This window comes from Bacillus cereus group sp. BceL291, assembly GCF_051776705.1.
Classification (GTDB): Bacteria; Bacillota; Bacilli; order Bacillales; family Bacillaceae_G; genus Bacillus_A; species Bacillus_A cereus.
Map to the genome: position 1 here is coordinate 35,205 of NZ_JBPWAP010000035.1, position 21,887 is coordinate 57,091.

Below are 21,887 nucleotides of genomic sequence, written 5' to 3' on the forward strand. Positions count from 1 at the left end.
TTTTTCTACATACTTTATTGTAGTCTTACAAGCTAATAAATTCTATTGCTCCATAACCTTATAAAGCTTTTGCAGATAACGCCAACGGGTTATAAAGAAATATAAAACTTGTATACATATAAATGAAATTAAAATAACGATAGAGCTATTTATGATAGAAAAATCGACTAATTGCTGTAATGCTATATAAGCGACTACAGTATGAATCACTGCAACGACAATTGGTAAAAAGAACATTAATAATAACTGTCTCGTTACAACTTTTTTTAACTCACCTTTACTTAATCCCATTTTCGAAATCATTTTATATTGCTGCTGATCGCGATCCAAATCTGTATATAATCGGAAATAAATAAAACTAGCAGCGAATGTAAAGAAGACGATTCCGACTAAAATACTTACCATAAGTAATAAACCATTCTTTTGCTTTGCTTCCAACAAGTTTAATGTTAAAGCTTCAAAGTAGAAATCTCTGTCCCTAAGATCTTTATCGAATATACTCTTTAATTGATTGGAAATCTCTTTCGTTTTTATCCAATCATCTACAACAAATCCGTAAGTACGATATGGAATTTCTTTATTAACTGGGTCACTAGTAAGAGGCATTCCATCATATACCTGATCTTGAACAGCGATATAAATAGTTCTAGAATCGTGTGGTAAAACTAAATTTTCTACAGCTTTTTTCACATGAAATGTCTTTGTCCAGTCACCTTGAATGACTTCTATATTCTTTTTATACTCGCCATTTTTAAATTCTTGTTTTTGTGATACGACTCCAGGAATTAATAAAATTTCATCTTCTTTTTCAATTTTTTCTTGTTGATAGCCTAGTGCTTTAGCAAGATCGTTGTATTCACTTAACTTCATTACATTTACGCCATTTTCTGTGTATATATATGAAGATGAAGCCATTCGATACGGAATATTAGCATCAGAAAGGTGCTTTTTTATAATAGAAAGATTTTTATTCAATACTTTGTCATTTTCAAGACTTCCATACAAAAATGTATAGGGATTTGTCATCCTTACTAAATCCCTATTTCCAATTGCGGCTGTTGTACCAATTGCTGTAAATGCAACTGCTGAAACAATAGATACTATAAAAAACATCGTTGCATTATCTTTCATACGGTAAATTAATTCAGAAAATGTTAATATATTTGTTCTCTTTAAAAAGAAAGATTCTCTCCTTTTAGCAAGGCGCAATATATACACGCTACACTGTGTATATAAAAAGTACGTTCCTATAATTACTAGGAGCACACCTATTCCAAGCGTAATAAAATTGGTACTTGGTATGAAGCGAAATACTGAAAAATATCCATACCCTATACTAATTAAAGAAAGTAGCGATAATAAAACTGAAGATTTCGGTTCAGGTTTTGGCTTTTCCTCTGCTCGAATAAGTTCCACAAGTTCCGTTACTTTTATCATTTTAAATGTAAATAATGAAACAATTAAAAACAAGAAAAGAAATGTGATAACAGTTAATAATACAGCCCGCACTGGTATATAAAAAGGTAAACCATTATTAATCATTAATACACTTGCACTTATCAATAAGACTAGTTTAGAAAATATGAGTCCAATGAAAATCCCTATACAAATTGAACCAAGTCCAATCAACATATTTTCAATTAATAATAATTTCTTAAGCTGTCTCATTGACATACCTTGCATCATTAAAATGCCAAATTCTTTCTTACGCGTTTTTAAAAACGAACTAACTGAATATAAAATGAAGAAAAATGAAAATACAAAAATCAATCCTTGCGAAACTGAAAATCCCAATGTACCAAATGCACTTATTGTTGCACTTGTCGATTTCAACTCACCTTGTAAATCAGGATGAAATAATAAAAGAGCATACGTAAAGAAAATCATAATAGAAAATGCACTACTTAAAAAATGGGCAGCATATGTACGCTTATTGCGAAAAATATTATTAAATGCGAACTGACGAAAAGTCATGCCTTTTCCCTCCTAACAAAGAAAGGACATCCATAATCTTTTGATAAAAAGTTTGCCTACTTTCACCACAATAAATTTCGTTATATAGTTGACCATCTTTAATAAAGATTACTCGGCTGCAAAAGCTCGCTGCATACGGATCATGTGTAACTAACATCATCGTTGCTTTTTCTTCTTTATTTAGAGTATCCAGCATCTCCATTACATCATTTGAAGATTTAGAGTCCAAGTTCCCTGTTGGTTCATCTGCAAGTAATAATTGCGGCTTATGAACAATTGCACGAGCGATTGCTGTTCTTTGAGCTTGTCCCCCTGATATTTCAAACGTTCTTTTATTCAATATATCTGTAATATTTAGCTTCTCTGCAATCTCTTCCAATCGCTTGTTCATTTCTTGAACGGAAACACCATCTAAAGTCATCGGCAATACGATGTTTTCTTTTACAGTAAGTGTGCTAAGAAGATTAAATGATTGAAAAACAAATCCTAATTGTTTTCTGCGGAATAACGCTAATTCTTCTGATGATAATTGAAAAGGATTTGTGCCATTAATAAATATTTCTCCCGATGATGGAGAATCAATAGTAGATACCATATTCAATAACGTTGTTTTTCCGCTACCTGATGGACCCATAATTCCTACAAATTCACCTTCTTGAATTGATAAATCAATATCTACTAATGCTTTATAAGGTACTTTCCCTTTATATACTTTACTAATACTTTTTGCATGTAAAATTTCCATGTATATTCTCCCTTCATTTCCACTGCTCACTATAAAGTGTAAATGAATTGTCTTACAGCTCATATTGATTCATCTTTCATTTACCTTACACGCTTGTAAGATTTCTAAAAAAAATGACAACATAATTATTTCAAACTAAAATTAACGCATAACTATCTTATAATAATTGTATAGTAGTAGGAAATATAATGTATAATAAATCTTTATTATATAAATGAGAAAAGACCGATTGCTATCGGTCTTTTACTACCAAACGTTATATTTTTATCCACTCAGATTTTCTCAATATATAATGATTATATATTTGATTTTCTATCCTCTGTTGGCTCTTATAAATAAACCCGCATTTTTCAATAACTTTATTTGATGCTACATTGTTAATTAAAGCAATTGCGTTAAGGACATTTAAATTTGTTTCTTTAAACAAATAGTCAATTAAACCTTTAGTCGCTTTTGTAGCATAGCCATGATTTTGATATTCATTTGAGATAGCATACATTATCTCTCTGTTTGGTGAAGGGAGTTCTTCTTTCATACCTGTGCAGCACCATCCAATGAGTTCATTTGTAGCTTTCTTAAATATTCCTAGCTTTAACATATGATTATCTATGTTATTCGTAGTTTTCACTGCATCAAGAAATGCTTTGTTTGCTGGTATTTCATAATCTGCAATCCAATCCACCCTTTGTTCTTTCGTTGATTTCCAGTCTGGTAAAAATTTTGCTATTTCCGGTTGATTTGCTATTTTATAAATACTCTCTGCATCTTTGACCGTAAACTCTTGCAAGTATATATCTCCACAATCTATTTTAAATAACTTAGTGAATCTCTCTTCTCCCATGTTAATCCCCCTTATTTACGTTATAGCTCCTTAATCTGCTTCGTAAGTTCCATAAACCGTTCATCCAGTGCTTTATATTCTTTGTCTTTAGAAGTTAAAAAGCTTAATTTTCCTAATACTTCTTGTCTCTCTGTTTCTAACGTTAAACGTAGCTCTTCAATATCATCTCTTGTTTTAGTAGGTTCTTCTAGCTGCTTTTGTATCGTATTGTTTGAAAACACGAGTTTTGTGTTAGTTGTTTTCTCCAGAAAATATCGATCGTGAGATACAATTACTAATGTTCCGTTATACTCAGCTAATGTATTTTCAAGTTGTTCACGTGAAGGTAGATCCAAGTGATTCGTCGGTTCGTCTAAAATGAGTACATCTTTTTCATCTAAAATATAAGCCATTAGCTTACACTTTACTCTTTCTCCCATACTCATATGCTCAATCGGCTCTTTCCATTGAGACGCTTGGAATCCTAAATGTTTCATTAAATTTTGGACTTTTCCTCTTTCTTCAAACGTCTCTTTAAAAAATAAATTTTCTGGTGTTTTATCAAGCGGTAAATCAAAAACTTCTTGTGTTAAATAGCCGATGTTTGCTGAAGGTGAAATCCATATTTCTCCTTCAGCAGTTTCCGTTCCCATAATCATCTTCAGTAATGTTGTTTTCCCACTACCGTTTGGTCCAACAATCGCAACTTTCTCACCGTGCTGAATTGTAAAATTAACGTTTTCAAATAATACTTTCCCATGAAAGTCTTTTTTTAATTGCTTTACTTCTAAAAAGCGTTTTCCTACTTTTTTGTTCGCTTGAATAGAAAACTCAACTGAATACTCTTCTTTCACACGTTCTACTTTCGTTTTCTCCAGCTCTTTTTCAAGTCGTTTTCGTTTTGACTTCACTTGTGCATCCATTCGCTTCGCTTTTACACGATAGAATTCTTTCACACCTTCTTGTTTTGTAGACTGCGCGTGTGCCTTTTGTGACCATGAACTCAATTCTTTTATATGTGTTTCTACTTGTTCTATCTTTTTTTGTTGTTTTTCATATTCACGCTGCTGCGACTTTCTTTTTTGCTCACGTGCTTTCATGTAGCTCGTATAATTACCACTATGCTCAATTAATTTTTTGTCCTCAATTGACCATATTTTTGTTGCGACAACATCTAAAAAATATCGATCATGCGATACAACGATAACTGTACCTTTCATGTTTTTTATTTGTTTAATGAGAAATCCCGTACTGATCTCATCTAAATGATTTGTCGGTTCGTCTAATATTAAGACATTAGGATTTTCAGCAAATCCTTTTGCTAATCGAATTTTCAGCTTTTCACCACCACTTAAAGTATGAAAATCGTTCGTTGGCACGCCCCATTTCGCAAGAAGTTCTGCTTCTTTTGCAATTACATCATTACTAATAAAAGATTCTATTTCTTGCTCAACATATGCGGTTGTCATATTCATTTGCTGCCATTCAACAATCCCTTTTGAAGGCTCAATCTTTCCATTTATTAATTGAAGTAACGTTGATTTACCAGCACCGTTTTTACCAATTAATCCGATAACATCCCCTTGTTTTACTGTCACATTCATTTTCTCTAACAACATATTTTCTTTTATTTCAACATAAACATCATTTAATTTTAATAGTTCTTTCATAATACCGATCCCTTTCATTAAGGGAGAATAAAAAAATCCTCCCAAATAAATTTGGCAGGATTAGTCGTTAAAATATTTACACCCAAATAAGCTATTACATAACATAAATAGCAATACCGTTCTATGGAAATTGGGCAGACTAATCCTATTTTTTAGAAATTGAAATTTATTGAATTTCAACATTTAAAAATAAGATTAGTTAATCATCGTCCACCCATCATTCCTTTCTGTCATTAATAACCATATTGTACCATGATAATACTGTATGCGTAAATATTATTATTTGTACTTCAAAAGCAATTATTTTTCTTCAAGTTTATTTTTACAATTTCATGTGCTCATATCTTTAATTTTTACTAATTTGTATCATTTATTCATATGAAAACTTTTTTAAAAATACAAAACAAGGCTAAAAAACTTATCTCCAACGTTCTTTAGCCTTGATCACTTTTTACACATTAAAAAACATTACTCGTACTACCGTACCTTTATCAACTTCTGAATGGATTGCTACACTATGTCCTAATTGCTTCGTAATTTCATATACGAGATATAGCCCCATTCCTGTTGATTCTTTAAAATCTCTACCGTTTTCTCCTGTAAAGAAAGGTTTGAAGACTCTTGGTAAATCTTGCTTCGGTATACCTACGCCATTATCAGCAATTTCAAGTATAACGGTATTACCTTCCTTACAAGCTTTCACTTTAATCTTTTCTCTACTACCTGATGAATATTTAATCGCATTCGATAGTATTTGCCCAATTAAAAATTGTAACCATTTCGCATCACTTTCTACAGTAATGTCCTTATCAATTTCAAGCTCTGGATATACAAAATTCCGGATAAAGAACCGTTTATGCTCATGTACCGAATCATTCACTATTTTATGTAGTTGTACTCTTTCTACATAAAAATCTTGTGTAAATGCTTCTAAACGTGCGACATACAGAGCCATTTCTAATCCCTTTTTTAATCGATCAGTTTCCTCATTTATACTTTCAAAACGTGAATCTACTTCATCCTGTGTAATTAATTCTATTACAGATAAAGGTGTTTTCATTTGATGAATCCACTGATTCATAAAGGTTAAATGGTCATTATTTTTTCTCTCTTGCATTTGCAGCTGATTTTGATAATGTCGATATTGCACCTCAAGTAGTTCTTGAAGAGCAGCCGATACAGCTGCAAAATCAGATTTTTGAACAGATTCATCCAAAGATTGCATCGGGTTTGCTAAGCGCTCATAAAAAGAACGATGTGTAAAATAACGAAACACTAAATAACTTCCCATAAAGAAAGCCCCTAGAAACATTGCATATAACGCCGTTGTAATATGATTATGCCCATCAAACCAATATACGAGAAATATAGCTAGTAGTTGAATTATAGTAAAGCAAATAAGTGGTATATGATCACGTATAAACAACCTTATCATTTTTCTATACCAGTATCCCAAGTAATATGCAATCTATATCCAACACTACGAATCGTTTCAATCGCACCTTCTATATGTAACGTTTGTAACTTTTTACGCACACGTGTTGTATTTACACTTAATGTATTATCATCAACATAAGATTCACTATCCCATAATTTATTAAGTAACACTTCTCTACTCACAACACGCGGATAATTTTTCATTAATGTCTCTAATAAAATAGCTTCGTTTCTCGTTATATCAATCTCTTCATTTCTAAGTTTCAATACAAGTCTTTCAGGATATAAACAAAGGCCTTGTTGCTCAATCATTCGCTCTTCTAGTTTCGGTGCATAATCTCCATATGCACGTCTTAAATGACTACGAATTTTCGCCACTACAACTTCATAATGAAAAGGCTTCGGAATAAAATCATCGCCACCATTTTCTAACGCCATAACTTGATCCATCGTGCCTTCACGGGCCGAAATGAATAGTATCGGACATGTAGAAACTCCGCGAATTTGACGACACCAAAAGTACCCATCAAAACTCGGTAAATTAATATCTAATAAAACTAACTCTGGTTGTTCTTCTAAAAAAATGTTTAATACATTTTGAAAGTCCGATACAATAACTCCTTGATAACCATATTTCCCAACATGTGTCGATAATAGTTCTGCAATTTTCATATCGTCTTCTACAATCATAATTTTGACCATTATTGAACTCCTTTTTAATCCACAATCTCAAATATACTTATATAAAATAAATACTACCTCTTTTCACAAAATCCGTAAATTAAAAAAGGATGCTTTTATACAAAAGTATCCTTTTTCGTCCCTTATCTATTTAATATGAAATTTACTAAAAGTAAATCCTAGTTTCTCCACATAATCCATCCCTAATTCCATACGCGCCGTTTTCAACGGATCCACAACTTGGCAAACTTTTAAATTACCTGCTGCCGATAATAAAAGCGTTGCATCAGCTTTAGACATTGCTAATTCTTCATGTAAAAATGTCACCATATTACGTACAGCACGATTTGCTGCATCATCTAGCAATTTTTCTGAAGCAATCGTCATTACTTTTTCTTTTTGAATAGCCATTGGTAGTGGCCATTTTTTCCCTTTTATAATTTGAACTGTTACAGTTACCTCACCAGCAACCTCTACTCCACTAACCCCAATTTCACCATCCCCCATTGCTGCGTGTAAATCACCTAACGCTAATAGTGCTCCTGGGACATTAACTGGTAGTAGTAATGTTGTTCCTTCTTTAATTTCTTTACAGTCCATATTCCCGCCGTGATCATGCGGTGTGCCACATGAAATGCTCTCTTCTTTCGGTGCAATACCAATTACCCCAATCATTGGATTAATCGGGATTTGTAGTTCACTTGAAAACAAAACATGTTCATTATGTATTGGGACAATTTTCACTGTATTTTCATTTAACTCATTCCCTATTACACCAAGGTTTGCACCTGTAGTTAAAACGCCCTGCTCTGCAATTTTAATCTTTTCAATCGTTACGGCTAATATATCGCCAGGTTCTGCTCCTTTAACATATACAGGTCCAGTCGCTGGATTAATTCGGTTCCAATCTAATTCTTGAAACACAACATCTTCAGAATCGATTTGATTTTCAAAGCAATCATATGTTTCAAATACAAGACTGCTCCCGATTTCCACTTCCATACAAGGTTTATTTTCTGGTGACATTGAGTAAATGATATGGTCTTTATGAATTCGATACATAATACCTCTCCCTTTTATATTTATCTACTATTACTAATTAGCTCTTTTTATACAAGCTCCTCTTAAAATTAAATGTTATTTTTATGTAAAAAAGCACGCAGATTGTTTTATAACATACACTCTTTACTATAACAGAAAGGTGGTATCACTATGCCCCTTATTCCATACAACGAAAGTGATGTTGATTTACTAGCTCGTTTAATTCGTGCTGAAGCTGAAGGCGAAGGTCGCCAAGGTGAGGAGTTAGTTGGATGCGTTGTAGTAAACCGTGTATTTTGTGATTGCTTAGATTTTAAACAACTCCGTACCGTACGCGACGCTGTATATCAAAGCCCCGGCGGATTTGAAGCAGTACAATATGGATATTTTTATCAACGCGCTCGTGAATCAGAAAAAGAAATTGCACGAAAAGTTTTACAAGGTGAATGGCGCTGGCCTGCACGATGGGCTCTTTGGTATTTCCGTCCAGTTGGAGCTTGTCCACCTGAATGGTATAATCAGCCATTTGTAGGACAGTTTAAAAGCCATTGTTTTTATGAACCGAGTGGTGATGAATGTCCAAAAATGTATTCACGCTAGCAAAATTTGAAACGCAAGTACTTAGAGGTCTAAGTACTTGCGTTTCTTTTAGCTTTATTTTAGAAATCTAGTAATGAGATGAATTTTTCGATGCCCACCACATGTATTAATAACGATATACGTGGGCCACTAGACTGATTCATAATGAGCTTATAAATAATAATAAATAATTGTTTTTGATTTTCTTTCATTATTTTTTTATTGTCATGATGGCAAATCGAATAAAATTGCTCTATTAAGTTAGAGTAATCTTTGTTAGAACGAAGTATATTGCAAACTTTTACTAACCATTCTTTCTGTCTTTCATCTAATGTGTTGTAAAACTCTGTATTTCTCTCTCGATTTACCGCAATTAATTTTTCAGATTGAAAGTTTTTTATCCAATACTCTGCGCGGTTACATATCGCTATCATAGCATCTAATGTATAACTTCTATCTATTTTTTCTAATGTATCTTGTAAAATAGATGAATCAAAATTTAATAGCGGTAACGTTCCTGCTACTTGATTAAATCTCGGATATTCTTTAAACTGCCTATCAACTTTAGAGAGTTTAATTGCATCAAATAAATCTTCATTTTTGAGCGTTTTATTTTCATAGCTATCTTTCAATCGTTCATACTCTGTATAATTACGAATCACATCTTCATCCAACCCAATATGAAAAGCAGCGCCTGGTTTGTATTTGGCAAACATAAAGAGAATTACTTCTGGTATATACACTTTCAATAAATCGCTTGGTGTAATGCTATTCCCTGAAGAACTAGACATTTTTTCATGATTCCCTTTAATACCAATGAAATCGTAAGCAACGTAATGAGGCGCTTCACGATTGAATATTTTCCTTGCAATTTCTTTTGATACATTATAACTACCCGTTTCTGATGAGTGATCTCTTCCACCCGGTTCAAAAATAACATCCTCTATCATCCATCTCATCGGCCAATCGATTTTCCAGTTTAGTTTCATTTTATTTGTATTTAATACGGATAATTCTTTTTCATTTCCGCATTCACATTCATACCGGACTGTTTTTAATACTTCATCAAAATGTGTAATAGTTGTTGTATCTTTTCCACACCTCTCACAATATAATGTAGCTGGATAAAAATTGTTTCGCTCTTCTTCACTACACTCTCCAGTTTTAAAATCCATTAAAATATCATATATTTCTTTTCGTTTATACAAAGCCTCTAAAATATTTTTGTTATACCTTCCACTTCTATATTCATCATGTTGATAAATAAATTCTACTTCAATTCCAAATGCTTGAAGCGATGTTTCAAACTCTTTTTCAAAATGCTCCGCATACGAGTTATGACATCCATACGGATCTGGAATATCACAGTATGGCATACCAATATACTTTGCAAAAGATGGATCAATATTTTTTGGAACTTTTCTAAATCGATCATAATCATCCCACGAAAATATAAAACGAGTCTTTTTCCCTAAACCTTGAAGTGCTCTTACTACGAAATAAGTCGTTACGATTTCACGAAAGTTCCCAATATGAACAGAACCTGAAGGACTAATTCCAGATGCACAAACAAACGTTTCTTTATTTGGATGTTTCCTAATTAATTCATGTGCTACTTCATACGCCCAATGCATTTATTGCTCACCTCAATTATTTTTTGTTTTCGTATTCTCAGTTTTATGCAATAAAAAAACTCCCACCCCCAAGATTATTCATCTTGAGGACGAGAGTTGTTAGCTTCGCGGTACCACCTCAGTTTGTTAATATGTCACCATATTAACCTCTTCAGGTACGGCAAAATATGCTTATACCCTATCTCTATAACGGGAGAACCCGTCGCACCATCCCTAAATAAATTAGTTCCTTGCGCAGCTCCAAGTCTTTTTTCGTTAAGATGTATACCGCTCTTTCTCAGCTACCAGAGCTCTCTGTACGTATTCTTTCTTAACTACTCTTCTCTTCCATGCCATTTTAAATATTAGTTTTTTAATATGATAATTTATAACACTTTTATTGTCAAACTTTTCCGAATCAAAAACATATAATTACCTAAAAAAAATTCTTTATCGCTTCTAATTGAATTTTGTGACTACACTCATCACAACAATATACCCCTTTTGGTTTTTCTTTAAATCGCTTATATTTTTCACTGCCTTCGTAAACACGAAATATATTCTTACAAGAAAAGCAAACAATCTCATAAAACATCATATGCATTTTCCTCTCCTTGTTTATACACTTTTTTAATCACTTGTGAGAAGGTCATTTTTCTACAGCATAAATTTTAATATCCTTTGACTAAAAGGTTTACCTCTATTCTTATCGAATTATATTAATATCTTATAACGCGAGGTGAACATCTTGTTCAGTAATATAGAATTAGTTTTAGATGCTAAAGCAAGTTTAGCTGAAGGACCATGTTGGAATGAAAAAAAGCAACTTTTATATTGGGTTGATATTATGGAGAGAAAATTATGCATATACAATCCTACCGCTAATACGAACCGAGTAATTTCACTCAATCAACAAATCGGCTGTGTTGTTCCATATTTAGAGGATGTACTACTCTTAGCTATGGAAAAAGGCTTTTATTCTATTAATATAAATACCGAAAAACTGACACATATTTTTGACCCTGAACCACATTTAATAGAAAATCGTTTCAATGATGGAAAATGTGATCCAGCTGGTCGTTTCTGGGCAGGTTCTACAGATACATACGGTATGAATACTGCAGGTTCCTTGTATTGTTTACATCATAATTTAAGTGTAGAGAAAAAAGTTTCACATGTAAATACATCAAATGGAATTGCTTGGTCACCTGATCATACATACTTTTACTTTATAGATACACCTACTAAAAAAGTGGTTCGCTATCAATATAATATACGTACTGGAGACATTCATAATCCAATTGATGTAATCATTTTCTCTGAAAATGATGGTCTACCTGATGGTATGACAATTGACGAAGACGGCTGTTTATGGATTGCACATTGGGGAGGTTCAAAAATAACTAGATGGAATCCCTCTACTGGAGAAAAAATATTAAGCATTCCAATTCCAGCTTTATATGTAACATCATGTACATTTGGAGGACCTAATTTAACAGATTTATATATCACAACAGCCAGAACAAGAATGACTAATGACGAATTAAAAGAGTATCCACATGCTGGTGGTATTTTTCGAATTCAAACAAATGTTAAAGGCTGTCCCACCTATTCATTTTGCAATAAAAATATTGGAGCTGAAACAATGTGAACCGTATCGATTACATAAGACAAGAAGAAAAGAAATATCACGGCCTTTGCTATGAACAATATAAACTATTTGAAATTGGCTCTTGGCTGTACAAACCGGTTAAAACAGTTATGGACTTGATGGGTCACTTTGAAGGACAAAACAACTTGCAAGTACTTGATCTTGGCTCTGGCATCGGTAGAAATAGCATTCCAATTGCACAAAAGATAAGAAATACTAGCAGCACTGTTACATGTGTTGAGTTACTTAATTCCGCTTTAACAAAGCTACAAACTTATAGCAAAGAACATGATGTATTCGAGGTTATAAAAACAGAACAAGCAGCAATTGAAAACTATCATATTGACTCTAACGCTTATGATTATATCGTTGCAGTATCCAGTTTAGAACATATCAAATCAGAAGAAGATTTTAAAAACGTACTTCATTCTATGAAAAAAGTGACAAAAAACGGCGGTATTAATTGTTTGATTATTAACTCTAACATACAAGAAATTGATTTAAAAACGAATGAAGAATTAGAAGCTTTAATTGAAATTAATCTCTCAACCGAAGAACTGATACGTCTATTAAAAAACATTTATAAAGGATGGAAAGAAGTAAAAGTTGAAATAAAAGAATTAGCTTATAATATAGTTCGTAATGAAAGACACATTCAATTAAAAACAAATTCTATTACTTTTGCCTTTCAGAAATAATACTATAAAAGGTAAGGATATTTTCTCATATATTCATAGGAACACCCTTACCTTTTATCTTCATAATATTATTTCGTTATTAGTTTTCGTATCATCTAAAATATAATTTTCATTCGAAATACTAATCAGCTATTAATTGAATTCATTAACTGGAAGAAATATTCCGCTTCATGAGTCTCATTCAGTTTATACCATGAATGAAGTGTATCCGGCGCAAATACATCTAATTTTCTCAATACCTCCATGGCAAATTCTAGAGGAGCTACACCCGATGCGGTAATAAAGTTTTCACTGGATGATACAGGTCCCTCTTTATAAAAATTTTCTCCTTTATAAGTAGGACAAACCATTTTCATATACTCTAAACTATTGCTTGTGTGATTTATAGAATCCAAGTAACCGTAATTTGCAAGACCTATAGTTGCACCGCAAATGGCAGCCACAATTGTACCAAGTTTTAAAGCCTCATCAACTTTTTGCAAAATAGGTTTATGTATTTCTTCACTCCAAGTATTCCCTCCAGGTAAAATTAATAGATCGTTACTCTCAAGGATACATTCATCTAGGGAAATATCCGGCTGTATATTCAAGCCCCCCATTGAAATAACCATTTCTTTATTTATTCCAACTGTGACTACTTTAAAAGGCGCTACATCTTTTTTAAAATATCTCCCTGTATTAAGTTCAGCAATTAAATGTCCGTACTCCCAATCCGACATCGTGTCAAATACATATAGATAGGCTTTTCTTGTTTGCATTCAATAACACTCCATTCATATACTACAGTTTTAATTACAAAAATTGCTCTTTTCATTTTAACATTTTATTCAATATTTATGGTTTAAAATTCCAAATAAAAGAGCACTTGTTTCCGCAAGTGCTCTTTTTGGGGATTTTGAGATATCCTATTAAAGAAAGTTAAGGTTACTTAAAGTTAATAGGTACTTCTATTATATGCTTGTCCTTTTTATTTGTGCATAATCAATATATAAACATCTTTAATAATTCTTAATAACTTTTAATTATAGTTCTCTCTTACATTTTATCGTTAAAAAATTGGCTTTTTCTCACGAGAAATTATCTTTTTATATTGTACCTATCTAATACTTTTTCTAACATTTCTAAAGTTATTGGTTCTGCTTCTTTTATTAATCGATAACCAATACGCCCATTCGGTTCCGCTGTAACTTGCTGTAAACTCTTTACATCATGGATCCCTTTTTCTCTTAATTGCATATATAGTTGTTGCTCCGACATTTTTGCCTGCATCAAATTCTCTTTTACAATCTCTCCGTTTTCAACAATTATAATGCTACTTCCATTTAGAAATTGTTCCACCTTCTTTGATTTCAATTCAAAGAAATGAATAATAAGTAGTATGCTTGCAAATATGATGGCCGCAAATATAGATGGGACTACTTTTCTACTTAATACAGGTTCTACAATAATACGGCCGATTGATACAACTATAATGATTTCAGCTCTTGTCATTTGGCTGACAGATGCACTACCTGTCATTTTCAAGACAATTATTCCAGTAAAAGTTAATATAATAATTTCCCAAATTATATTCATAATAACCCAATCCTTTAATGGTGTATTTTACTATCATTCCCATTAAAGTTGTGTTTTACTTACCTATTAAGTTGTTAAATCCTTCAGACCATGATGGAAATAAAGGTATCCAACCATACTCTTTACGTGCCTTATTATTGGAAGCTCCTCTTTCCCAACTATTTTTCCCATCTTGAACTTTAGGCTTAGGTGCCCCTATCGCTGCTGCATATATTGGTAACCATTCTTTACTAGTTGCTGGATAATTATCTACAATATTTACGATTCCTGAAGGCCAATTAAGGGCTAGCATAGTAGCTCTTGCAGCATCTTCGACATGTATAAACGAGCTTATCCCGTCTGATGCGATAATCTCATTATTACGAACTTGATTTGCTATTAATCCGTTTTCCGCATACCATGTTCCTGGTCCATATAATGTGCCATAACGAAGTATAACCGATTCAGGTAACTCAGTAACAGCTTCTTCTAATTTTAATATGCCATTAACAGTGACTTGCCGAGGCGCGGAAGCAGTAATATGTAGTGAATCTTTTTCAGTCGCAAATGTATCCCCTGGTTCATACGCCCATGAAATACTTTGAGCGATTATTTTCTGTACCCCTACATTTTTAGCTGCATCGACAAGGTTACGAGTGCCTTTTGTTCTAATTTTTGCATTATCCTCAAAATTCCATGATGACAATGACGTTAATTGATGAATAACTACATCGGGATTTGTTTCTTCTAATACAGAAAATACAGCCTCTCTATTAAATACATCAGCTATTACTGGTATGGCACCAACCTTTTTCATTGCTTCTACTTGCGAAGTAGTACGGATCATCGCAAACACCGTGTGCCCATTTTTTATTAACAGTGGTAATAAAGAACGTCCTATTACACCAGTTGCACCTGCTACAAATATTTTCATATATGTTCCTCCTCATTTAGTAATCATAAATGTGACGAAACATTTGTGAGGTATGTGACAATTATTTAATCTGTGTATTCATTTTCATGTAAATGTGAATTAAAATCCCAATATCCCTGGAGGTGACAAGGATTTATGAATATTCATATTTATACACTTACGCAATACAGAGCTACACTATATAGTAATTAAACACTAATAAAACCTATTTTTTTCTCAGAACCTCCTCATTTGTACACTCTTTTTTTATTTTCAATTAACGTTTAAATAAAAAAACGTATAATCCGCATCATTGCCAATTTTCATATATTAAATGCCTACTTCATACAGTAATAAATAATGATAAAAGAAAACAGAGGGTGGTTGTATATGACAATGACGGATATTTATAACTTTATGATTAAACATGGACGTATGCCACACTTCCACGATGAATTTCCGTTAATTTTATTCTGGAGCCAAAAAAGTGGCTGCACTTCACTAGCAAATTGGTTCTTTTATCAAATTGGATTATATGAAGAAGCGATTAATTACGATCCGTTTATTCATAACTACGAGTATGATATATACAAAAATTCTTTTTTTTACTATATACAAGTAGCTACAGAATTAAGGCTTAAACAAAAACACGCGTACAAACTTGTTAGAAACCCTTATAAACGAGCTGTCAGTTCTTTCTTATCACTCCTTTCACCACCCCATATAGAACATCCGGAATGGAGACCTATTCGTCAATTTCTGTACAGGGATGAGAATTGTAATAAGAAAATCTCCTTTAAACTTTATCTATATTATTTAAAATCTTTTGATTCTAATTCAGACATAATAAACCCGCACTATGCTCCACAATATATACAAGATGAAGAACGTTTTGTAACTAATTATATCTACCTAGAAAACTATTCTAAGGAAATCGCGAAACTAGAAGATCAATATGGATTAAAAAAATCTCCTTTAGATTTATTGGAAAAATCATGGCACCATCAGAACGACTATGCTATTTTTAAAGGGGACTACGCAGACGCTAACATAATAGACCCCTTATTTCCACGGCTCCCAACATATGATAGTTTTTATGACGCCGAAACTACTCAATTAGTTGAAGACATATTTAAAACAGATTTTACCATATACAAATACCCCTTTACGCCACTTTAAAATATATAATTTCTTGAATTTATATATTCAGAATATACATGCTAATTAAATGGGATGGAGCACATATAAAAATGTGCTCTTTTATCAAGGATTTATTAAAATCTCATATTACAACCAACATAGTGAATCCGAATATTATATATTTAATGCAGAATCTTAAAGCTTTTCCTTATAATGAGTAAACTAAAAGAATCTCAATCGGTCATTCTAACTAGCCAACCATCAGTCTTAAATACAAACTTATCTCTGCCCTTCTCAATAAGTATATTATTGGGGTAGAGACAATATAAGAGATTAAGAATGTGTAATCTCATCCAAATATAATCGATGTCTTTAAAATCAGAAGATGCTCATAATTTCTAATTAAAAAGAAGGAAACTTAATATTCAAAATCAGAACACTTAAAAACCAATCTTTTAAATGTAGAAGTTGTAAATACTCCCCCTTTTTTCTTTATTAGAAAAATATAGATAACCTATTCTATTTCACTATTGTTTAACAGCATTATTATTCTGATAACATTTTAAGAAAAGTTGTTGCCGCCCAAATGAAATACGCAAGTTGCGTAACGATATACATCGTAATTTCAAAACCTGTAAGCTTTCTTTCCTTTTTTATTTTCTTTAAATATCTATAAAAACAAAATGAACATAAAATCAGTAAAACAATAGACATTTGATATAGATTTTCCACTAAAAGAACTGCCATTTATTTCATCACCTTTCCAATAAAGTGAAACTTTAATCAGTGGGGGGGTTGTTCATCCTCCACTGATTATCAGCCCTCACCAGTCGGGATTTAACGGGATAAAAAATATATAGTTCAAGCATATCATTTTAACGGAACTAATTACCGGAATTTTCAAATTAAATGAACTTCCTAAGTAAAAGAAGTAACTTTTTGGAAATGTTTCAATACAATATTATGTAATTCAATACGCTCTATATAATATTAGATTAGGTTTTCTTTTACTGTACATGCTTAGGAGGAAGTTTTACATGCAATTGATTCATAACATACAAAAAACGTTTAATAACCTATGTAACTACGATACGGTCAATTTAATACACGCTATTCAATCATTAAATATTTCACTTCATAAAATATCTCCTTTTATTACTTCACCAGTTAATCTTGAATACGGACGGAACGTTATCTATCAGTCTGAATTTGTAGAGATTTTAGTATTAAATTTCCCCAGCAAAGCAAAGACTTTTGTGCACGATCACGGAATATCTGTAGGATGTATACTAATAGTCAATGGTACGCTACAAAATATAACGTACGAAAATAATAGCGAGCGGATTGAAGAGTTTACAGAGGGAAATATTTTCACAGTAAAAAAAGATACTGTGCATAAAATGTATAATGCTACAGATTCGGCAGTAATAACTTTCCACGTATATTCCCCCCCATTAAAAGATGTCCAAATATATGAATAGTCTTTAGAAGGAGGAAATATGCAAAATTTGAAAGATTACTATATAAAGAGCTTACAAGATGGTCGTAACGTTTGGCTCTATGGACAAAAAGTAGATGTAACTACAGACAAACATTTTGCAGGAACATTAAGTACCATTTCTAATTTATTTTCATTGTTTGATGATCCAATACGAAGAGATTCTATTGGATATGTTAGCCCAAAAACGAAAGAATTTGTCCATACGGCCTTTTTAATTCCGAATTCCTATAACGAATTATTAATGAGGAGAACCGCTTTTGAAACGTGGAGTTATGCTACAGACGGTGTAATGAGTAGACTATCTGATTACGCAAGATCGAGACTTACCGGCTGGTACGTATCAAAATATTTTTATAAAAAATTCGATGTACAGTTTCCAGATAAAATTACATCTTATTATGAAGAAGCGAGAGATAATCACTTGTTCTTAAGCGTAGTTCAACGTGATCCACAAATAAATCGATCTACAGAATCAATGTTGAATACAAATGACTTAGGATTACTAAGAGTTACGAAGAAAACTTCTGACGGAATTTATTTAAGTGGTGCTAAAATGATCGGTACTGCTTCTCCTTATTCACATGATTTATTAATCTATCCATTAGCAAAACTGACTGATACTCAAAAAGATTTAGCTCACTTTCTCATTGTGGCAGCCAATTCTCCTGGATTACATATGGTTTGTAGAGAACCATTTGCGAATACACATTCAATTACAGTTGATTCCCCTCTTAGCTCACAGTACGATGAAATGGATGCACTATTAATCTTTGATAATGTATTTGTACCATGGGAACGTGTCTTACTATATAACAACCCTGAAGCGTTATGGGCAATAAAGTCAGATATAGCTTCTAGTAGTTTAGCTTATCACCAAGCAATTGTACGATTAGTAGTAAAGCTAGAATTTATAACTGCAATTGCTTGTGAAATTGCTGAAGCAATCGGTGCTACTACTTATTTGCATGTTCAAGAGAAGCTTGGGGAATTAATTATGCAAATCGAAACAATTCGCGCACTTTTAATTGCTGCAGAAGTTGAAGGTACTACAAATGAAACAAAAACTTATTTGCCGAAATTTAAATATATCGAAACTGCAAGGAATCTTGGTTCCAAATATTATCCCTGTGCAATAGAAATTTTACAATTAATTGGAGCAGGTGGTTTCATTCAACTTCCTTCGAGCTCGAATGACTTCCAGAGTCCAATAGATGATTTATTGAAAAAGCACTTTAAAGGAACAAATATAGATGCCGAACAACGCACAAAATTATTTAAGTTAGCCTGGGATATTATTGGAAGCCCATTAGGATCAAGACACGAATTATACGAAAGATTTTACGCGGGAGATTCAATACGAAATACAGCTACGCAATATGTAAATTATGATAAAAATCATTTTAAAAAGATGCTAAGTAAATATTTACATTAATGAAAAAGAGCACTTTTTGCTAAGAGTGCTCTTAAAAAACATATAGTTATTCAGTTACATATATAGTTGCTCCGGCCACAACTGCTACTTTTCTCCGTAATCGTTTCATTTTATTCAGCTTTATAACCTCTGGTATATGCTTCCTATCATATTTCCTCATATAGGCTTCTCCATCTGGAGTAACTAATTGTAAAACAATCTCACAACAAACCTCCTAATTCAAATTATTCCTTTCTAAACTGAAAATCCAACTGTCTTGATTGCTTGATTTCCTCAATTACTTTACGAATACCTTCTTCAATCTTATCTTCTTTTACATTCGAAACATTTAATTTTAATAGTTTTTCTTTAGGAAAATCCCTCATATAATTCTTATCAATAGTATCGACACTTATTTGAATGTCACCTAATTTTTGTATAAGTGTTTCTGTAACTATGTTTTTCTGCATTTCTAAACACGTGTGTATTCCAAGTGTGTTTTGTCTATTATATGTAAATAATGATGAATTTTTATTTTGCACTTTTTCTAATGTTTCTGCTAGTTTTATTGATCTATTGTAGTAGGAAGAATTAATTTTACTTTTATGACGTTCAAACATACCACTCTTTATATAAATTTCTAAAGCCGCTTGAGAAATCATCGGACTATCAATATCTAGTATTTTTTTGTATGTATAGAAAGCATTTGCAATGGATCGTGGGATGACCGCAACTCCAACCCGTAAACCTGGAAAAATAATCTTCGAATAACTTTTCAAATATATGACATGACTACAATTATCCAAGCTATATAACGGATCTGCTTTTGAATCAGTTTCTAAATCTGCTAAATAATCATCTTCCACTATAAATACATTGTATTTCTTAGCCAATAGTGTGATTTTTTCTTTCTCATCTTTAGAATAAGACGTTCCAAGCGGATGATGATATCTCGGTATCGTATAGAAGAATTTTATTTTTCCGGTTTGAAATATTTGCTCCAATTCATTCAAATCGATACCTTCATTCGTACGTTTAATACCGATTACAGGAACTTTATTTATTTCTAGATAATCAATATATAGATGATATGTTGGTTGTTCAATTAATACAGTTTCATTTCCATTCGGAAATGGTATAGAAGTTAATATAGCAAGTGCCTGCTGAACACCTGACGTTATAAAAATATTTTCTTCTTTTGTAAAGACTTGATAATTTGCTAGTTGTTTTTGAATAACTGGTATTAAAGATGGTAACCCTTTCGGCGTTCCATATACAAACAAATCATTTTTATACGTATCAATAGCCTTATTAATACAATGTTGAAAATCTAAATATGGGAAAACATCTGGATCTGGTGCTGAGGAAGCAAAATCAATTATCTCGTTATTTTCTATGGTACTCCCAGATTTCTTAACAACGTAATATCCACTTTGAGGGACAGAATATATAATATGACGCTTTTCTAATTCATGAAGCGCACGTATAACTGTCGCCTTATTACATTCATATTGCGTAACGAGTGACCGTATAGTATGAATAAATAAAAAGTGAGGGATATATAATGCAACGTGTAAATACGATTGATATTAGTAATGTACTACAATTGGAAAAAACTCTTTCGACTTTATTAAATAAGATGATTTCTTCAAAACTAGACCTTGAAAATTGGTTAAAAGAGCAGTCAAAAGTAATTTGGGAAATCGAAGAACAATTAAGATTACATTACATCGCCTTTCAATGTAATACGGATGATGAAGAAATAAAGGATACATTTGAACATGATCAACAATTTGTAAAGCCACTTTTAAAGCGGTACCAAAATTTATTGGATAATAAATATTTAGAGTCACCTTTTCGAATGGAATTAGATTCTAACGTATATGGTTTATTAGATACAAAAATAAAAAATGCTCAAAGGTTATTTTGTGAGGAAAATATTGAATTAGAAATACAGGAAGACAAATTAGTCACAGAGTACTTTGAAATCACTGGAGGATTAAGTGCCATTTGGGACGGAGAAGAAAAAACGATAACAGAATTACAATCCTATTTACAAGATTCGAATCGTGACATCCGTAAAAAGGCAAAAACTATTATTTCTGAACAATTTTTATCTGTTGAAAAAGAACTCCAAAACATATTAAATCAATTAGTTGAAATTCGCCATCAAAAAGCAAAAAATATTCAACTAGAGAATTATCGCGATTATATGTTCAAAAAATACGAGCGTTTTGATTATTCAGCGATAGATTGCTATGAACTAGCCGAATCCATACGTAAGTATGTTGTGCCTCTTAAAGATAAAATAATGCTAGAGAAAAAAGAAAAACTGCAAGTAGATACACTTGTGCGTGATAGGTAAAGCTTTGATATCATCTCCACCTTTTCCCCCACCTAACACCGTACGTGACAGTTTCCCGTCATACGGCGTCCCATCATTTTCAGCTAATTGATAT

19 protein-coding genes, 2 pseudogenes and 1 other annotated feature are annotated in these 21,887 nt (G+C 32.3%); of the genes and pseudogenes, 7 read left to right on the top strand and 14 right to left on the bottom strand.

The annotated features are described in order from the left end of the window. Positions 1-42: 42 nt before the first annotated feature. From ACS2CR_RS20755 to ACS2CR_RS20785, 7 genes are all read right to left on the bottom strand, one after another. The gene (locus ACS2CR_RS20755; RefSeq protein ID WP_000144153.1) at positions 43-1,974 is read right to left on the bottom strand and encodes an ABC transporter permease; all 1,932 of its coding nucleotides are present in this window, start codon (positions 1,972-1,974) and stop codon (positions 43-45) included. Next, positions 1,949-2,719 (bottom strand): ABC transporter ATP-binding protein, encoded by a 771-nt coding sequence (locus ACS2CR_RS20760; RefSeq protein ID WP_000404276.1) that lies wholly within the window; start codon positions 2,717-2,719, stop codon positions 1,949-1,951. The genes ACS2CR_RS20755 and ACS2CR_RS20760 overlap by 26 nt, the downstream gene beginning before the upstream one ends. A gap of 256 nt (positions 2,720-2,975) precedes the next feature. Further along, positions 2,976-3,560: a GNAT family N-acetyltransferase gene (locus ACS2CR_RS20765; RefSeq protein WP_000503527.1), complete on the bottom strand. Its 585-nt coding sequence runs from the start codon at positions 3,558-3,560 to the stop codon at positions 2,976-2,978. A 20-nt stretch (positions 3,561-3,580) separates the two neighbouring features. Continuing rightward, positions 3,581-5,209: a ribosomal protection-like ABC-F family protein gene (gene abc-f / locus ACS2CR_RS20770; protein ID WP_016110058.1), complete on the bottom strand. Its 1,629-nt coding sequence runs from the start codon at positions 5,207-5,209 to the stop codon at positions 3,581-3,583. Positions 5,210-5,660: 451 nt separating this feature from the next. Then, the gene (locus tag ACS2CR_RS20775; protein WP_002101031.1) at positions 5,661-6,644 is read right to left on the bottom strand and encodes a sensor histidine kinase; all 984 of its coding nucleotides are present in this window, start codon (positions 6,642-6,644) and stop codon (positions 5,661-5,663) included. Beyond that, positions 6,641-7,348: a response regulator transcription factor gene (locus ACS2CR_RS20780; protein WP_000239000.1), complete on the bottom strand. Its 708-nt coding sequence runs from the start codon at positions 7,346-7,348 to the stop codon at positions 6,641-6,643. The genes ACS2CR_RS20775 and ACS2CR_RS20780 overlap by 4 nt, the downstream gene beginning before the upstream one ends. 126 nt (positions 7,349-7,474) lie before the next feature. Beyond that, positions 7,475-8,389: an acetamidase/formamidase family protein gene (locus ACS2CR_RS20785; protein ID WP_000285663.1), complete on the bottom strand. Its 915-nt coding sequence runs from the start codon at positions 8,387-8,389 to the stop codon at positions 7,475-7,477. Between the two features lie 150 nt (positions 8,390-8,539). Here ACS2CR_RS20785 and ACS2CR_RS20790 point away from each other — a divergent pair, with 150 nt between their 5' ends. After that, complete coding sequence (locus tag ACS2CR_RS20790; RefSeq protein ID WP_001128398.1) at positions 8,540-8,968, top strand: cell wall hydrolase; 429 nt, start codon at positions 8,540-8,542, stop codon at positions 8,966-8,968. A gap of 59 nt (positions 8,969-9,027) precedes the next feature. Here the strand turns inward: ACS2CR_RS20790 and lysS are convergent, their stop codons facing one another. Both lysS and ACS2CR_RS20800 read right to left on the bottom strand, forming a co-directional pair. Further along, positions 9,028-10,581 (bottom strand): lysine--tRNA ligase, encoded by a 1,554-nt coding sequence (gene lysS, locus ACS2CR_RS20795; protein ID WP_053512857.1) that lies wholly within the window; start codon positions 10,579-10,581, stop codon positions 9,028-9,030. An 82-nt stretch (positions 10,582-10,663) separates the two neighbouring features. Further along, positions 10,664-10,920 (bottom strand) — a binding site (T-box leader). A 76-nt stretch (positions 10,921-10,996) separates the two neighbouring features. Further along, positions 10,997-11,164, bottom strand: coding sequence for a DUF2197 domain-containing protein (locus ACS2CR_RS20800; RefSeq protein WP_000551045.1), 168 nt, complete (start codon positions 11,162-11,164; stop codon positions 10,997-10,999). Between the two features lie 144 nt (positions 11,165-11,308). Between ACS2CR_RS20800 and ACS2CR_RS20805 the strand changes: the two genes are divergently transcribed. Beyond that, on the top strand, positions 11,309-12,211 hold the full coding sequence (locus ACS2CR_RS20805) for an SMP-30/gluconolactonase/LRE family protein (protein ID WP_053512858.1): 903 nt from the start codon (positions 11,309-11,311) through the stop codon (positions 12,209-12,211). Beyond that, positions 12,208-12,909: a class I SAM-dependent methyltransferase gene (locus tag ACS2CR_RS20810; RefSeq protein ID WP_053512859.1), complete on the top strand. Its 702-nt coding sequence runs from the start codon at positions 12,208-12,210 to the stop codon at positions 12,907-12,909. The genes ACS2CR_RS20805 and ACS2CR_RS20810 overlap by 4 nt, the downstream gene beginning before the upstream one ends. Before the next feature lie 125 nt (positions 12,910-13,034). Here ACS2CR_RS20810 and ACS2CR_RS20815 read toward each other — a convergent pair whose 3' ends face one another. The 3 genes from ACS2CR_RS20815 to ACS2CR_RS20825 all read right to left on the bottom strand — a co-directional run bounded on the left by ACS2CR_RS20815 (position 13,035) and on the right by ACS2CR_RS20825 (position 15,397). Then, on the bottom strand, positions 13,035-13,667 hold the full coding sequence (locus tag ACS2CR_RS20815) for a type 1 glutamine amidotransferase family protein (protein WP_001194775.1): 633 nt from the start codon (positions 13,665-13,667) through the stop codon (positions 13,035-13,037). Positions 13,668-13,986: 319 nt separating this feature from the next. Next, the gene (locus ACS2CR_RS20820) at positions 13,987-14,484 is read right to left on the bottom strand and encodes a DUF421 domain-containing protein (RefSeq protein ID WP_016110054.1); all 498 of its coding nucleotides are present in this window, start codon (positions 14,482-14,484) and stop codon (positions 13,987-13,989) included. A 55-nt stretch (positions 14,485-14,539) separates the two neighbouring features. Beyond that, complete coding sequence (locus ACS2CR_RS20825; RefSeq protein WP_016110053.1) at positions 14,540-15,397, bottom strand: NAD-dependent epimerase/dehydratase family protein; 858 nt, start codon at positions 15,395-15,397, stop codon at positions 14,540-14,542. 369 nt (positions 15,398-15,766) lie between these two features. Between ACS2CR_RS20825 and ACS2CR_RS20830 the strand changes: the two genes are divergently transcribed. Continuing rightward, complete coding sequence (locus tag ACS2CR_RS20830) at positions 15,767-16,555, top strand: sulfotransferase family 2 domain-containing protein (RefSeq protein WP_016110052.1); 789 nt, start codon at positions 15,767-15,769, stop codon at positions 16,553-16,555. Between the two features lie 507 nt (positions 16,556-17,062). Here ACS2CR_RS20830 and ACS2CR_RS20835 read toward each other — a convergent pair. After that, the gene (locus ACS2CR_RS20835) at positions 17,063-17,263 is read right to left on the bottom strand and encodes a hypothetical protein (protein ID WP_000279694.1); all 201 of its coding nucleotides are present in this window, start codon (positions 17,261-17,263) and stop codon (positions 17,063-17,065) included. Between the two features lie 290 nt (positions 17,264-17,553). Between ACS2CR_RS20835 and ACS2CR_RS20840 the strand changes: the two genes are divergently transcribed. Further along, positions 17,554-17,997, top strand: coding sequence for a cysteine dioxygenase (locus tag ACS2CR_RS20840; protein WP_001176004.1), 444 nt, complete (start codon positions 17,554-17,556; stop codon positions 17,995-17,997). An 18-nt stretch (positions 17,998-18,015) separates the two neighbouring features. Further along, positions 18,016-19,449, top strand: coding sequence for a 4-hydroxyphenylacetate 3-hydroxylase family protein (locus ACS2CR_RS20845; protein ID WP_153602631.1), 1,434 nt, complete (start codon positions 18,016-18,018; stop codon positions 19,447-19,449). 224 nt (positions 19,450-19,673) lie between these two features. On the opposite strand, the pseudogene ACS2CR_RS20850 reads toward ACS2CR_RS20845, so the two are convergent. Further along, positions 19,674-20,963 (bottom strand): annotated as a pseudogene (locus tag ACS2CR_RS20850) (PLP-dependent aminotransferase family protein); the annotation flags it as partial. Between the two features lie 29 nt (positions 20,964-20,992). Between ACS2CR_RS20850 and ACS2CR_RS20855 the strand changes: the two are divergent. Next, positions 20,993-21,778 (top strand): annotated as a pseudogene (locus tag ACS2CR_RS20855) (M3 family oligoendopeptidase); the annotation flags it as partial. Between the last annotated feature and the right edge of the window lie 109 nt (positions 21,779-21,887).